The organism is Nocardia citri (assembly GCF_054065835.1).
In genome coordinates, this window is record NZ_JBSUQM010000001.1 from 660,603 (window position 1) to 674,982 (window position 14,380).

A 14,380-nucleotide genomic window follows, 5' to 3' on the forward strand; every position below is an offset into this window, starting at 1 on the left:
GGGTTGTCGGTGGTATCGGGGAGAATGGGCCGCAGTCGCATATACGAGGAGAGCTTGTGACCGAGCGTAGCGAGGGAACCATCAACACAGCACCTGCGGTCGCAGTGGGGCCGAGCGTCAGCGAGGCGCTGCTGTGACCGAGCGTAGCGAGGGAACCATCAACACAGCACCTGCGGTCGCAGTGGAGCCGAGCGTCAGCGAGGCGCTGCTGTGACCGACGGCCCGCTGATCGTTCAGAGTGATAAGACGCTGCTCTTGGAGGTCGACCACGAGTTGGCCGGGGTGGCCCGGCAGGCCATTGCCCCGTTCGCGGAATTGGAGCGGGCGCCGGAGCATATGCACACCTATCGGGTGACGCCATTGGCGCTGTGGAATGCGCGGGCCGCCGGACATGACGCCGAGCAGGTGGTCGATGCTCTGGTCAGCTACTCGCGGTATGCGGTACCGCAGCCACTGCTGGTCGACATCGTCGACACCATGGCCAGGTACGGCCGGCTGCAGCTGGTGAAGAATCCGGCGCACGGGCTGACGCTGGTCAGTCTGGATCGGGCGGTGCTCGAGGAAGTGCTGCGACACAAGAAGATCACGCCGATGCTCGGCGCGCGCGTGGACGAGGACACGGTCATCGTGCATCCGTCCGAGCGCGGTCGGATCAAGCAGATGCTGTTGAAGATCGGCTGGCCGGCCGAGGATCTGGCGGGCTACGTCGACGGTGAGGCGCATCCGATCGAGCTGGATTACACCGGCGGCCAGTGGCATCTGCGCGATTACCAGGAGATGGCGGCCGAATCGTTCTGGGCCGGTGGTTCCGGTGTCGTGGTGCTGCCGTGTGGTGCGGGCAAGACGATGGTCGGGGCGGCCGCGATGGCCAAGGCTCAGGCCACGACGCTGATCCTGGTCACCAATACCGTTGCCGGACGGCAGTGGCGGCGTGAACTGCTCGCGCGCACCTCGTTGACCGAGGAAGAAATCGGTGAATACTCCGGTGAGCGCAAGGAGATCCGTCCGGTCACCATCGCCACCTATCAGGTCATCACCCGCCGCACCAAGGGCGAGTACAAGCACCTCGAGCTCTTCGACAGCCGCGATTGGGGCCTGGTCATCTATGACGAGGTGCACCTGTTACCCGCACCGGTCTTCCGGATGACCGCCGATCTGCAATCGCGGCGGCGGCTCGGTCTCACCGCGACCCTGGTGCGCGAGGACGGCCGCGAGGGCGATGTGTTCTCGCTGATCGGACCCAAGCGTTACGACGCGCCATGGAAGGATATCGAGGCGCAGGGCTGGATAGCTCCCGCCGACTGCATCGAGGTCCGGGTCACCCTCACCGATGCCGAGCGGATGGCGTACGCCACCGCCGAGCCCGAGGAGCGCTACAAGCTCTGCTCGACCGTGCGCACGAAAATCCCCGTGGTGGAATCGATTCTGGCGCGGCACAAGGATGCGCAGACGTTGGTGATCGGCGCGTACCTGGATCAGCTCGATGAACTCGGCGCGGATCTCAATGCGCCGGTCATTCAGGGTTCGACGAAAACTAAGGAGCGCGAAGAGCTTTTCGATGCGTTCCGGCGGGGTGAGATTCCGGTGCTGGTGGTGAGCAAGGTCGCGAACTTTTCCATCGATTTGCCCGAAGCCTCTGTCGCGGTACAGGTTTCGGGAACATTCGGTTCGCGTCAGGAAGAAGCGCAACGGCTCGGTCGGCTGCTGCGGCCGAAACACGATGGTGGCCAAGCCCACTTCTATTCCGTCGTCGCACGTGAAACCCTGGACGCCGAATATGCCGCGCACCGGCAGCGTTTCCTGGCCGAACAGGGTTACGCCTATCGCATTACGGATGCCGATGACTTGCTGGGACCGGCCATCGGATAATCAGCCGAACTTGTCAGTGCCCTTCGGTAGAGTGGCGCCTGTGTCCGCGACGACACTCCGGACCTCTGTGCGGGAGGCCGGGTTATCAATGCCTGTGGAGAGTTTGGCTCTGGCCGGCCACTGCTTGGACCGGTGAACCGGGCGCGGCGAACTCGGTGAAACACCGAACCCTGCATCGCCAACGGTGTGGGAACACCCGAGCAGGGTGGTGTCGGACGACCTGTACAACACGCTGTAGGAATGGTGACGTGCGACGCTTCGATTTCACAGTCGACCGCAAGCATGCCCGCGCGGTCAACGAAGTCGTCGCAAGTCTGCGCCGACTTCGAGCGGCGGCGATCGGTGCCGCAGTCCTGCTGGGGCTCGGCACCGCTTTCCTGATCTGGCTCGATCATCCGTGGGCCTATCTGCTGGCTGTCGCATTCGTATTAGGCGTTGCGGTCGCGCTGTGGGTGGCGTTCTGGACGCCGCACCGCTCCAGCGTCGACAAGCTGTATGCCGACGGTGAACTGGTGCCCGCGGTCGTCTCCGAAACCCATCCGGGCGGGGTGGTGCTGCTCGCACTGGTCGATGTCTCGAAACCGGACACCCAAGATCAGTGCTACGCCCTGGTGGTCAGGAAGGTCAAGGCGCTGCCCGGACACGAGATGCGCGCGGGTGAACGGGTGCCGTCGGTCGCGGTGCGCACCGATCGGGCACCGCGTCAGGTCGGCGAGCGCTGGCAGTCGGTCAGTGCCATGCCGATCGCCTGGGGCACCCGCGACGGCACCGTCATCGATCGGGCGCGGGCGGCCATCGGCGAGGTCGAGTGGCGGTTGCTCACCGATAATCTGGAACTCGCCGACAAGGTTCGGCGCACATCAGCCAAACGGTTGCTGCTCGACCCCCATCAGCTCCCTGGTGACCTGGGTTCCTGATCAGCCGAATCCCCTTGTGCCGCCGAATAGACTCGTTAAATGGTTCCGGCGTCCAACTTACTGGCTTTTATCGCCGCATCGATCGTCATCATCGTCATCCCCGGACCCGGTGTGCTCTTCACCATCGGCCGGGCCCTCGCGCTCGGCCGTCGCGCCGCCCTGGTCTCGGCATTCGGTCACTGCGCGGGCGTTTTCGCCGCGCTACTGCTGGTCTCGGTGGGGCTCGGTACCCTGCTCGCGGCCTCGGCGTTCGCGCTCACCGCGGTCAAGTTCGCCGGCGCGCTCTATCTGATGTACCTGGGGATTCACGCGATTCGCGAGCGCAAGGCTTTGTGCGCGGCGCTGAACGCCCGGATCGACCCCGCCGATGCCAAGGTGTTCCGGCAGAGCGTCTTCGTCGGGCTGACCAATCCCAAGGGGATCGTATTCTTCTCGGCGGTACTGCCGCATTTCGCCGAACCGTCGGCGGGGTCGCTGCAGCTGCAATTCCTGATTCTCGGCAGCATCTTCCTGGCGATCGCATTGATCTCCGACAGCGCGTGGGGTCTGCTCGCCGCCTCGGCCCGGGCTTGGTTCGCGCGTTCGCCACAACGGCTCGAGGCGGTCGGTGGTTCGGGCGGTGCGATGATCTTCGGCCTCGGCGCGTCGGTGGCGCTCAGCGGTAGCGCCGACTGAAGCGACTACCATCCACCGAGGGGCGGTTGGGGCTGTGAAAGGGGTGGTGGTGGTATGAGGTGGTCGGGCTGGTTGTCTGTGGCCGTGATCGGCGCACTGGTCGCCGCCCCGGTTCCGGCGAGCGCCGATCCGCTGGTCGGCGCGCCGGGTCTCGGCGATCCGTACTACCCGCTGGACGGCAATGGCGGCTACGACGTCGGCCACTACGAGGTCACCATCGACTACGACCCGCCGAGCCATCAACTCACCGGTACGACCAGGGTCGACGCCACCGCCACTGAGCCCCTGCGGATGTTCGACCTGGACTTCGACGGCCCGGATGTGCGCATGGTCTCGGTGAACAATCTGCCCGCCGCCTTCGATCGCAATGGTGAGCACGAACTGACGGTGACCCCACTGCTGCCGCTGCTGCCCGGTCTGCCGTTCACCGTGACCGTCGACTATGCCGGGCAGGCGAGGAACACCGAAGGCGCGGGCTGGACCTATGCGCCCAGCGGCGGTGCCTTCGTCGCGGGGGAACCGCATTCGGCCGCCACCTGGTATCCGCTCAACGACACCCCCTTGGACAAGGCCACCTTCACCCTGCACGCATCGGTTCCCGCGGAATGGGAGGTGGTTTCCAATGGCGTGCGCACCCAGGACGCGGTCACCGGTGCCAAGCGCAATGTCACCTGGGAATCGCACCAACCGGTGCTCGGCTATCTGACCACGGTCGCGATCGATCACTTCAGCTACCTCGAGCAGCGCCGCGCCAACGGCACTCCACTGATCAGCGCCTTCGCTTCGAATGCGGAGCGCAATAGGGATACCGAACAGCGGCTGCCCGAAATCATCGACTTCGAAGAGGCGCTCTACGGCCCCTATCCGTTCGACGCCGGGGGCGGTATCTATGTCGACGCGGATCTGGAGTTCTCGCTGGAGACCCAGACCCGTCCGATCTACGCACCGTGGACCGATCTACACACCGTGGTGCACGAAATCGCGCACCAGTGGTGGGGCGATTCGGTTTCGGTGCGGCAATGGTCCGATATCTGCCTCAACGAATGCTTCGCCAGCTACACCGCCGACTATCTGTGGCCGGAGCGCATGGAGGGCAAGGACGTCGACGCCGACTACCGCGAGACCATTCGGAAATACCGCGCCGACCAGAAATTCTGGGATATTTCGCTGCAAGATCCGGGCGTCGAAAATGAATTCACCTCGGTCTACTATCGCGGCCCGCTTTTCCTGCACGCCCTGCGTAAGCAGCTCGGTGACGAAATATTCTTCGCGGCCGTCCGGGAATTCAATGCCGCGCACGCCTATGGCAATGCCTCGATGCCGGAGTTCCGCACCTTCGTGCAGTCGAAATCCCCGACCGATCTGAGCGGTTTCTTCGACGCCTGGTTGAACCGCACCACACCGCCGCCGGACGAATACCTGTTTCCGGGCGCACTGCGCGGCTGACGTTCAGTCGACGCGCTCGCGGGCCCGTTCCATCCGGCGCTCGGCCCGATCGAGCTGTTTCCGGGCCGCACGTAATTGATCCTGCGCACCGCGATCGGCGGTGCGGGCGAACTGCTTCTGCTGTTCGGCATGCGCCAGCTTTTCACGCAATGCCTCGACGCGGGATTCACTCTCGGCCAATCGGTTTGCCGACTCGTCGGCCTCGGTCTGCGCTGAATCCTGTGCCGCACGCGCGGATTCGAGTGCTTCGAGCGCGTCATCGAGTTCTCCGCGCGCATTGTCATCGGCTGCGGTTTCGGCGGATTTCTTTGTGCCTGTTCCGCTTACCGAGGTAAGTGTGGCGCCACCCGGTCCGAAACCCTCATAACTCGCCGCTGTCACGAGTGTCCCGCTGCGCACCTGCTCGGCTACGTCGTCATCGGCGAGCGCGGCTGTCAGCGTCTGGCCCACCTCGCGCAACACCCCTTCGGTAACCGGGTGTCCGCGTTCGGCGGCCAGTGCACCCGCTTGCTTGGCGAGGGTATTGACGAGCTGCTGCCGCTGCGTGGTCAGTACGCGCAACTGATCGCCGGACAATTCCTGTTGCGCCGTACGCAGTGCGGCCCCGAGTTGAAGCAGCGCATCGACGTCATCGGGCGCCGCACGGGCCAGCAGATTCACCGTCCAGGCAACCACCGTCGGCTTGCGCAGTTTGCCGACTGCGGCCGCGAGTTCCTTGTCGCCCGCATCCTTTGCTTCGGCGACGCGTGCCGCCCTGGCGGCGATGAACTCAGCGGGGTCGAGTCCGTACAGGTCGACGGCGACCACATCGAGCCTCATACTCGCCAAGCGTAACGACCCGGGCTCCGGATGCGTCGGAGTGCATGTGCTGGACGAGCGCCCAAGTGTTCGTAATGTGGAAGGCACTGTTAGTGATCCACTCACGAATCGTCGTCTGGTCAACCTGATCCCGAAATTCGTCGGCCTCGCGCTGCTGGAGCTGACCGGACTGCACGGGCTGTACGGGCTGTACTGAGTCGCATCCCGGATTTGGTCGACCGTCCGAACCGCTGATGCGGTTCGGACGACCGTGACGGTATCCTCACCGCGTTCACGACTGCCGTGAACATGTTCGGTGAGAGAGGGTTTCACGTTGAAGTTCCCAGGAATGAGGCTGCTGGCACGCATTGTGCTCGCCCTCCTGGCGGTGGGCGCATTGGTGGCCGTGGCGACCGGTTGTTCGGCGCTGGACAACGCAAGCAAGTCCGATACCGCCAAGGCGAAGGTCGGTGACTGCATCAATGTCACCGACAGCTCGTCGTCGGCCACCAAGTCCGAGCCGGAGGACTGCTCTTCGCCGAAGGCGGTTTACAAGGTATTCAAGACCGCGGACCAGAAACTCGACTGCGCGGCCGAATACACCACCTACACCGAGGACCTGGTCAGTGGCGGCCAGGCCTACATGTGCCTCGCGCCGAACTTCAAACAGGGCAGCTGCTACGCCGATGTCGGCACCAACCCGTTCAAGTACGTGGACTGCTCCTCCGCCGAAGCCACCTTCAAGGTAGTCCAGCGCATCGACGGCCAGGCCGACGAATTGCAGTGCGGCGCGAATGCCACCAGCTTCGTGACCGTCCCGGACCCGAAGGTGACTTTCTGCCTCGGCGCCGCGAAAGGCTGATTACTCGAGTAGGGCGACCGACGCGATCCGGTGCAAGGTGAAATGCCGGATCGCTCCGGTCACCGGGTCCAGCGCGTCGAGCTGGCCATTGCCCACCTTCAAGGGTTCGACCACGCGCTGCGACGCGACACCGCTGGCATCGACATAACCGATGTTGACCGACCGCCGCACCCGCGCCGCCAATTGCAGTAGCGCCAGGGTTGCGGCGGTACTCGTTCTGGTGCCGTCCGGACGCACTGACTGGCCATTGCGGGCGCTGGCGGCCCGGTCACTCGCGCGCAGCTCCGCGACGAGCAGACTCAGCTGCTCGGTGCTCGGCGGCGTCGGACGATACGGCTGCCTGGCATGCGGGCGCACCGCGATCCGGGCACCGCGCGGGCGTAGGTCGACGATGGTGCCCGCGGAGTCCTCACCGGCCGGCGCGAATCCGGCCGCGCGCAACTGTTCGAGCAATTCGCCGAGTGGCGCCTGGGCGATGGCAACGGTGGGTGCGATGGCCCGCAGCGCGAGTTCGTTCGCCACCGGCGAGCTCAGCACCTGCGCGAGCAATGCCGGATCGTCACTGCGGACGAACGACTGCGCCATACCGGCCCGGAGCTGGCCATGCCTGCGCGCGACGTCATCGATCAGGTAGGTCAGCGATTGCGGAATCGGGGTCCGCGAGTGCGTGGTGAACAGCGTATGCAGTTCGGCCGCGGTTATCCCGGCATCGAGCGCCCGCCGTACCGACGTTTCGCTGATCCGGTAAACCGTTGCCGCCCCTGCGGATTCGATATCGGCCACGAGTGCCACCCGGCTCTGAAGCACCGGCGTCAGCGGACCCGGTGCGATGATCGTCAGATCCGCCTGGACCAGTACATGGTCGATCGGCTCCGGCAGCGCCGATTCCATCTCGGTCTCGGCATCGCAGGCGCTGGTCGGGGAATCGCGTAGTAGTGCCCGCGCCGGCGAACCGAGCGCACCGCGTCCGATGAAACCGAGCGTCGCGGCCTCGTCGATCGTGTGCTCAACCGCCTCGGCGCGAAAGTGCCTGCGCCATCGCGGCTGCCGCCAGGCCAGCAGTCGACCGATATCGGCGGGGGCCAAGCCGGTGCCGGTCGGAAATTCGGCCAGCAGATTCAGCATGGTGCGTCGGTGGCGCGGTGCGTGCGGGGTGCGCAGTTCGATCGACAATGCCGCCAGCGGTTTGTCATTGGCGTCGCGCATGCCGATCATCCACGGCATACGGTCCAGGTCCAGCCAGGCCTGTGCCAGCGCCACCCAGCGGCGCGCGGGTGGCGCGTCCCGCCAGCCGTCGGCGGCCGGTGTCGGCGCCCAGAAGTCGTCGGTGGAGTCGAATTCAGGTGGCGGGTCCGGCATACCCTTCTCGACGAGTTTGGCCGCGGCCAGTAGTTCGATCAGCAGTCCGGCGCGCGCTTCGTCGATACCGGTCTGCTTGGCGATGCGGCGTAACTCCCGCACCCCCAGCCCACCCGCGCGCAATGCTGGTGCGGGGGCCTGGCCGAGCGCCTCCAGAATGTCGGCACAGTGCCGAAGCAACTCACCTACTTCGCCCGCCGCGACGGCGTTCACTTCGGCGGGGGTGTGCTTCGTCGGTGTCGGCTCCGGCGGTTTCAGCGCGTGCGGATGGGTCACCGGCTCCCGGCGCAGCACTTGGCCGACGGTGACCGGGAGTTCGACCGTCCCCTCGTCGATCCAATGCAGCAATCGGCGGCCGAGCAGTTGCTGGATCGGGCGGTCGGGCGGTGTACCCGGTGCGGCGTCCCTGGTACGTCCGCGCGGGCCCGTGGTGGCCAGCTTGTCCAACAGCGCGCGTTCGGCGGGCGAAACGGCCGCCAGGGCCGCGAACACCTCGGGCTCGGTCAGCGCATCCGGAATTTCGGTGGTGCTGCTGATCGGCCACGGCAGCGCCTCGGCGGCGGCTGGGATCAGATGTAGGTCGTCACCGTCTTGCCAGACCAGTGCGCGATCGGACAGGCGGGCCAGCGCGGCGTCGATCGCCGCGACCTTCACCCGATCTTTCAACTGCACGCGCAATGCCTTGCGGCTCATCGGCGTCGCGCCGGAGCCCGTCGCCCGATGCACCGCGAGGGTTTCCACGATCGCGAACTCGAGTGTGTCCAGGTCGTCGGTGGCACGCAGGACCGACGCGCGCTGCTCGGCGCGGGCCGCGAGCACCGCCATGGAGGAGGGCAGCGGCACGGCCAGATCGGGCCGGAGTTCGAGGAGGGCCACCAGCTGCGCATCGCTGCGGGCCGCAAGCCACCCGGCCAGGGATTCGGTCGCAGTCATCGGCTCCAGCCTACGGTGCATGATATTCGTCCGCTGGTCTGCCTCAGCACCGGCAAAAGGCCCGCAGAGGCGGGGGAGCGGCAGGAGCGCCGGTATGCAGCGCGTTAGCATGAGATCGTGGTGAACAAATCGAAGAAACCCTATGTCGACAATGGCTGGCCCTCGGTGGAGGACGGTGGCCACGCGGTCACCGAACTGTCGTCGACTCGTTCCGGTGGGCTCTCGCCGTTCGGTGAGGACACCGAGTTTCCGGTTCCGGCCGATCAGCTGCCGTATATGCACCCGAACACGGTGATCAACCGCTGAGCGGCACACCGCTCGGTACCCGGACGGAAAACCCGCGGATACGAAGAAGGTCCCCGCATCACCTGGATGCGGGGACCTTCTTCATATGGTCTGCTTCGTGACGACTCAGGAGGGCAGCAAGCCCTTGTTCGCCTCGTAGAAGTTCACGATCGCCGGGTCGAGCTGAGTGCCCTTGGCGGCGTTGAAGAAATCGAGGGCTTCCTGCGGGATCTGTACGCCCTGGCCCTGTACGACGGCGACGGCGCGGTCGATCGCGTCGAAGACCTGCTGATTCGGGTCGGCTGCGGCCTGCTGCGGCGCGGCCGGGGCCGGGTTCCAACGCGGGGTCTCGGTGGAGGAGGGGGCGGTGCGCGGGGTCGATGCGCTGCTCAGGCCGAGCGAGGCCGAGCACGAGGGCCAAGCGCCCCAGCCCTGGCTGGCAAGGACTTTCTCGGCGACCGCGATCTGCTGCTCGCGGCTGGCCTGGTTGGCCGTCGCGGCGTATTCGCCGCCGCCGTGGGCATTCCAGGTGCTCGGGGAGAACTGCAGTCCGCCCTGGAAACCGTTGCCGGTGTTGATGCCCCAGTTGCCTCCGGCCTCGCACTGCGCGAGGCGATCCCAATCCTGGTCGGGTGCCGCGCTGGCGTTTCCAGCGAGAGCCACACCTGCGGTGCCGATGATCGCGCCGGTGACGGCGACCTTGGCTACGGTGCGCCCGGTGGAGGTTGGCTTGCGATGGCGTCCACTCATATCGGGTTCTTCTGCCTCTCGTACGCATCTGCAAGTGGTCCGGACTGAGAGGTCGTCCGTCCCGCCCTCACCCCTGCTTTCCGTTGGGGTCCGGTACCCGCGGGGCGAGGTTGGATGCGGCGGGCCGGTGGTTGCCGGTTGTCCCGGCTGGGTAAGACCGTACGACGATCGTCGCGAAAAATCACTATTTGGTAACCGGCGGGTCTGCCCGGGTCTCGGACCGGTATCGGTTGCGGCGGAGACGCTTCCGCGCAGCTGAGACACGGTGTGGACGGGCCGGTTGCGGGTCCGCGCCGCTTCGTTATCGCGTCGTTATGTGACGAGGATCACATCTGCGGATCGGTAACGATTGGCAGGGTAAACGGTTTACCGCGATCGTCGGCCGGACCGCAGTGCGAAGACGACGGCGCAGAGGAAACCGAGTGGCGTCAACATCGCCAGCAAATACAGCCATAGGCCCGGGTTGGAATCGCTGAGCACCGGCGTCAGAAATATGGCGACGATGGCGAGCAAGCCGATCGCGAACAGGCCGAGTGCTACATACAGCAACCGATCGCCCGCACGACGTGGTGGGTGGCTGGGCGGCGGCGGCGCGGATGGGTTTGTCACTGCTCGACCGTAAAACTGATGTGCTTGCGTTATTCGCACCGGGGTAGACTCGCTGTCAATCGCGTCCTGCATAGTTGTGGGGCGCGTTCTTTTCGCAAGCTGACAGGCGCTGTCCGAGGCGGTATGCCGGACGAGCACCTGGGCAGAGGGATGCGCTCGGGCCGCTGGGGTCCGAGTTTCGATGACGAACGGGTGAGTGCAGTGCCGACCGGCAGGGTGAAGTGGTACGACGTCGAAAAGGGCTTCGGCTTCCTTTCCCAGGACGAGGGTGAGGACGTCTATGTCCGTTCGTCCGCGCTGCCTGCTGGCGTCGACGGGCTCAAGCCCGGTCAGCGCGTCGAATTCGGCATGGCCGCGGGTCGTCGTGGGCCGCAGGCGCTGAGTCTGAAGGTGCTCGAATCGCCGCCCTCGGTACGGCAGAACCAGGATCGCGATCGCGGGGCGCACAAGGAACCGGCCGCGCGCAAGCACACACCGGACGAACTGCACGGGATGGTCGAGGACATGATCACCCTGCTCGAGGCCAAGGTACAGCCGGATCTGCGCAAGGGTAAGTACCCGGATCGCAAGACCGCGCAGCGCATTTCGGAAGTAGTGCGGGCGGTCGCGCGCGAACTCGACCACTGACATTCGCGGATAACGAATTTCGCGCGCTGCCCGGCCTACCGGACAGCGCGCGAATCATTTTCGGGCTGAATCTTTCGAGCGACCTGCGGTCGCTACGGAGAGGTACTGATCGACCAGGCCGCGTGCGGAACGTAGAACTCGCGGCCGGTCTCGTCGCGGGCGAGGATCGGCAGCTGCAATTCGATACCGACGAGCCGCAATTCGGGCTCCGGCTTCGAGTCGATGGTGACGGCGAGGGCGCCCGCGGGGAAGTCGTTGCGGCTCACCACCCGGTCCACCTTCTCGCCGGTGGGCAGGACGTAGACCAGCTGCGCCAGCCACGGCGCGTCGGCGATCTTCTTCGGCAGCGACAGCTGCAGCGGATATCCGGCGGGGACATCGAGGACGACGGTCTCGCCGTACTTGCAGTCCTCCATTTTCACGGTGCAGTACAGGAATGGGGGCACCGTGACGGTCTTGCCGTGGGCGTATGCGGTGACGGTCGGGTCCGGGCGGTCCGCCTTGCGGACGAGCACCGTCAACACGCCGACGAAGGCGACGGTGAACACCAGTAGGGCCGCCACGCATAGCGCGACGACGGTGCGGGTACTTGGTTTGTTCACCAGATCGGGTCTCCTGTGCCTTGTTGCATGTGCTTAGTGTCGCTACCGCGTTCCCGGCCGCGTTGCGCGGCTCGGTCGGCGTCGGCGTGTCGGGTTGTCGCGACCGCCTGCTCGGCATGTTCGGGGCGGTGGCCGCCGAGGCCGGGCAGCAGGGAGTGGCCGCGGTCGCTTATGAAGGTCTGCAGCAGCCCGAACAGCAGGACCGCGGAGATGAACGCGAATCCCTGCCAGTAGGTGGTCGGCATCAGTACGCCCGCCGCGCCACCGAGGACCCAGCTGAGCTGCAGTACGGTTTCGGACCGGCCGAAGCCGGACGCGATAGATTCCGGCGGCAGATCATCCTGGATGGAGGCATCCAGCGAGACCTTCGCCAGCGCGCTCGCGGCCGCGGCGACCAGGGTCGCCAACGCGGCGCCGAGCAGATTGTTCAGGAAGAACGCGAGCAGGGCGACCGCGCAGCAGGCGGCCGTGCAGCCCAGCACGACCAGCGACGGCTTGCCGAGTTTGATCCGGGCGCCGGTCGCATTGCCGACGAAATTGCCGACCGCCGCGGCGACGCCGACCACGCCGAGCATGGCGGCCTGCTGCCAGCCGCCATGTTCGGTCGCCTTGGCGACGAAGGCCACATAGAACGTCAGGAAGCCGGTCAAGACGCGAATCGCGCTATTGCCCCATAGTCCGGTCACGACCGCGCGGCCGAGTGGCTGCCTGCGCTTGCGCGGCGGCACCGCGGCTTCGGCTGCCGCGCTGAGCACTTCGGTATTCGCGTGATAGCTGAGGGTCGCCGGTACCTCGCCCTCGGTCACCTCGACCCACCGTGGGATGCGCAGGCTCAGGTAGGTGCCCGCGATCGCGATCGCGGTGGCCAGCACCAGCGCGCCATTCGAACCGGCGATCGCGGCGGCGAGTGCGGCGACCGCGCCCGCGCCGATGGTGCCGCCGACCAGGCCGAAAACGGTGAGCCGAGAGTTGGTGCGTACCAAGTCGATTTCGGGTGGCAGCACGCGCGGTGTGACCGCGCTCTTGAGCACCGAGAACGATTTACTGCCGATCATCATGCATAGGGCGAGCGGATACAGCGCCCAGCTGTCGAAGGCGATGATCAGCACCACCGCGACTACCGCGCGCACCCCGAACGAGGTGGCCAGTGCGAGGCGGCGGCCGCGCTGCAGCCGGTCCAGCATCGGTCCGATGAGCGGGGCGATCACCGCGAACGGGGCGATAGTGATCAATAGGTACAGCGCGACTTTGGTTTTGCTTTCCGCCGTCGCGCTGGCGAAGAACAGTGTGTTGGCCAGGGCCACCGCGATCGCGGCGTCCAGGGCGAAATTCGCCATGGTGGCGTAGGTCAGGGCGGTGAGGCCGGATTTGTCGGCGCCGTCGGCCTTGGCGGCGCGCTGGAAGGTGGCGACGCCGCGGGAGGTCAGTTCACGGCCGCGCATGGCGGCGACCCGGGTGACGGTCAGCTTGCGTGGGATGCGCTGGGGCTCGGCCGGAGATTCGGGCTCGGGGGCGGCCGGTTTCGCGGAGCCGCCGGGCAGCGGCTTGGTCGGTGGTGGTTCGGGCGGCAGGGGCGGTAGCGAGGACCGGCGGGGCGGGGTGTGGGGTGGCGGGTAGCGGTCGTAGCCGGGGTGACGCTGAATCGGTGGGGACTCCTCGCCATCCCACGGACCACGGTCGGAACCGGAGGGATCGCGGGGAGTAGTCACAGCGTCAATTCTGTCGTACATCGGCGGCTCGAGTTCACTTGCCGCTCGAACCCGTCCGGAAAGGTGACCCGGCTCGCTCATACCTGCGCCACGCTGGCGCTCGGCCCCGGCACGAGCGAGTACTCGACCGTGCTGACGGTCGCTCGCTGCGCTCGCTCACTCCGGTACGAATCGGACCTCGAAGATGGTCGGCCAGTATTTGCCGGTGATGAGGAAGTGGTCCGTGCCGGGCAGTTGGGCGATGCCGTTGAGCACATCGGTGCCCGCGCGCACGGTCGCGGGCAGCAGTCCGCGCGCGTCGATGACCGCGAGGACGCGGCCGGTTTCCGGATCGATGCGCAGTATCTCGTCGGTGGGATAGGAATTGGCATAGACGGAACCATCGGCGGCGCAATCGAGTTCGTTGAGCTTGGCGCTGTGTCGGGTGTCGAGGGTGACGGTGCCGGTCGGGGCGAAGGTGACCGGATCGCGGAAGGTGAGGGTGTCCGTGCCGTTGCTCATCACCAAGCTGTCCGCGCGGGTGCACAGACCCCAGCCCTCGCCGTCGTAGGACGCCCTGGTGCGTTCGGCTAGTGTCGCCGGATCGCGGGCGATCGCCACCTGGTCCCGCCAGGTGAGTTGCCAGAGGGTGGCACCGGCCTTGGTGACGCCCTCGCCGAAGTAGGGCGGGGGCAGTTCCGCCCGGGTCAGTTCGTTACCGGTGGTGAGATCGGTGGCCCGCACGCCCGACGCGCCCGGCATGCCGGTGCCTTCGTAGAGCACCGTGCCGTCGACCTCCAGACCCTCGGTAAACGCACGCGGATCGTGCGGACGGGTGCCGATCACCTCGATGTGCAGTCGCGGCGGATCGTCGTCGGAGCCGCCACACCCGGTGATTCCGAGCAGGCTGACCAGGACAACGACGGCCAACGATCGCCGATTGCGCTCCATACGGCAAAA

Annotated in this window: 14 protein-coding genes; 7 read left to right on the forward strand and 7 right to left on the reverse strand. The window is 66.2% G+C overall.

All coding sequences use genetic code 11. The features are described 5' to 3' along the window. Window positions 1-210: 210 nt before the first annotated feature. The 4 genes from ACW2Q0_RS03140 to ACW2Q0_RS03155 all read left to right on the forward strand — a co-directional run bounded on the left by ACW2Q0_RS03140 (window position 211) and on the right by ACW2Q0_RS03155 (window position 4,907). A complete protein-coding gene (locus tag ACW2Q0_RS03140; RefSeq protein ID WP_457185820.1) occupies window positions 211-1,869 on the forward strand; it encodes a DNA repair helicase XPB in 1,659 nt (552 codons plus the stop codon). Between the two features lie 248 nt (window positions 1,870-2,117). Next, window positions 2,118-2,786: a DUF3239 domain-containing protein gene (locus ACW2Q0_RS03145; RefSeq protein WP_457185822.1), complete on the forward strand. Its 669-nt coding sequence runs from the start codon at window positions 2,118-2,120 to the stop codon at window positions 2,784-2,786. 39 nt (window positions 2,787-2,825) lie between these two features. Continuing rightward, a complete protein-coding gene (locus tag ACW2Q0_RS03150; RefSeq protein WP_457185824.1) occupies window positions 2,826-3,461 on the forward strand; it encodes a LysE family translocator in 636 nt (211 codons plus the stop codon). 54 nt (window positions 3,462-3,515) lie between these two features. Next, window positions 3,516-4,907 (forward strand): M1 family metallopeptidase, encoded by a 1,392-nt coding sequence (locus ACW2Q0_RS03155; RefSeq protein WP_457185826.1) that lies wholly within the window; start codon window positions 3,516-3,518, stop codon window positions 4,905-4,907. A 3-nt stretch (window positions 4,908-4,910) separates the two neighbouring features. Here the strand turns inward: ACW2Q0_RS03155 and ACW2Q0_RS03160 are convergent, their stop codons facing one another. Further along, window positions 4,911-5,726, reverse strand: coding sequence for a hypothetical protein (locus ACW2Q0_RS03160; protein ID WP_457185828.1), 816 nt, complete (start codon window positions 5,724-5,726; stop codon window positions 4,911-4,913). A gap of 328 nt (window positions 5,727-6,054) precedes the next feature. On the opposite strand from ACW2Q0_RS03160, the gene ACW2Q0_RS03165 reads away from it, so the two are divergent. Next, complete coding sequence (locus ACW2Q0_RS03165; protein WP_457185830.1) at window positions 6,055-6,567, forward strand: LppU/SCO3897 family protein; 513 nt, start codon at window positions 6,055-6,057, stop codon at window positions 6,565-6,567. On the opposite strand, the gene ACW2Q0_RS03170 is transcribed toward ACW2Q0_RS03165, so the two are convergent. After that, window positions 6,568-8,859, reverse strand: a complete 2,292-nt coding sequence (locus tag ACW2Q0_RS03170) for a helicase-associated domain-containing protein (protein WP_457185832.1) — start codon at window positions 8,857-8,859, stop codon at window positions 6,568-6,570. A gap of 117 nt (window positions 8,860-8,976) precedes the next feature. Here ACW2Q0_RS03170 and ACW2Q0_RS03175 point away from each other — a divergent pair, with 117 nt between their 5' ends. Next, a complete protein-coding gene (locus ACW2Q0_RS03175; RefSeq protein ID WP_364789378.1) occupies window positions 8,977-9,165 on the forward strand; it encodes a hypothetical protein in 189 nt (62 codons plus the stop codon). 105 nt (window positions 9,166-9,270) lie between these two features. On the opposite strand, the gene ACW2Q0_RS03180 is transcribed toward ACW2Q0_RS03175, so the two are convergent. Further along, entirely contained in the window at window positions 9,271-9,894 is a 624-nt protein-coding gene (locus tag ACW2Q0_RS03180) for a transglycosylase family protein (RefSeq protein WP_457185834.1), read from the reverse strand. Window positions 9,895-10,260: 366 nt separating this feature from the next. Continuing rightward, a complete protein-coding gene (locus ACW2Q0_RS03185) occupies window positions 10,261-10,503 on the reverse strand; it encodes a hypothetical protein (protein ID WP_457185836.1) in 243 nt (80 codons plus the stop codon). A gap of 201 nt (window positions 10,504-10,704) precedes the next feature. On the opposite strand from ACW2Q0_RS03185, the gene ACW2Q0_RS03190 reads away from it, so the two are divergent. Then, window positions 10,705-11,130, forward strand: a complete 426-nt coding sequence (locus ACW2Q0_RS03190) for a cold-shock protein (RefSeq protein WP_457186119.1) — start codon at window positions 10,705-10,707, stop codon at window positions 11,128-11,130. Between the two features lie 92 nt (window positions 11,131-11,222). Here the strand turns inward: ACW2Q0_RS03190 and ACW2Q0_RS03195 are convergent, their stop codons facing one another. The 3 genes from ACW2Q0_RS03195 to ACW2Q0_RS03205 form a co-directional block, all read right to left on the reverse strand. Next, window positions 11,223-11,732, reverse strand: a complete 510-nt coding sequence (locus ACW2Q0_RS03195) for a DUF2771 domain-containing protein (protein ID WP_457185838.1) — start codon at window positions 11,730-11,732, stop codon at window positions 11,223-11,225. Beyond that, window positions 11,729-13,462: an MFS transporter gene (locus ACW2Q0_RS03200; RefSeq protein WP_457185840.1), complete on the reverse strand. Its 1,734-nt coding sequence runs from the start codon at window positions 13,460-13,462 to the stop codon at window positions 11,729-11,731. Before ACW2Q0_RS03200 ends, ACW2Q0_RS03195 begins: the two co-directional genes overlap by 4 nt. 135 nt (window positions 13,463-13,597) lie before the next feature. Beyond that, window positions 13,598-14,371, reverse strand: a complete 774-nt coding sequence (locus ACW2Q0_RS03205; RefSeq protein WP_457185842.1) for a glutaminyl-peptide cyclotransferase — start codon at window positions 14,369-14,371, stop codon at window positions 13,598-13,600. Window positions 14,372-14,380 lie beyond the last annotated feature (9 nt).

Excerpts from the sequence above, each read along its gene's own strand:
- ACW2Q0_RS03200 (WP_457185840.1), bottom strand. The coding sequence starts at position 13,462 with ATGTACGACAGAATTGACGCTGTGACTACTCCCCGCGATCCCTCCGGT.
- ACW2Q0_RS03180 (WP_457185834.1), bottom strand. The coding sequence starts at position 9,894 with ATGAGTGGACGCCATCGCAAGCCAACCTCCACCGGGCGCACCGTAGCC.
- ACW2Q0_RS03205 (WP_457185842.1), bottom strand. The coding sequence starts at position 14,371 with ATGGAGCGCAATCGGCGATCGTTGGCCGTCGTTGTCCTGGTCAGCCTG.
- ACW2Q0_RS03155 (WP_457185826.1), top strand. The coding sequence starts at position 3,516 with ATGAGGTGGTCGGGCTGGTTGTCTGTGGCCGTGATCGGCGCACTGGTC.
- ACW2Q0_RS03165 (WP_457185830.1), top strand. The coding sequence starts at position 6,055 with ATGAGGCTGCTGGCACGCATTGTGCTCGCCCTCCTGGCGGTGGGCGCA.
- ACW2Q0_RS03160 (WP_457185828.1), bottom strand. The coding sequence starts at position 5,726 with ATGAGGCTCGATGTGGTCGCCGTCGACCTGTACGGACTCGACCCCGCT.
- ACW2Q0_RS03170 (WP_457185832.1), bottom strand. The coding sequence starts at position 8,859 with ATGACTGCGACCGAATCCCTGGCCGGGTGGCTTGCGGCCCGCAGCGAT.
- ACW2Q0_RS03150 (WP_457185824.1), top strand. The coding sequence starts at position 2,826 with ATGGTTCCGGCGTCCAACTTACTGGCTTTTATCGCCGCATCGATCGTC.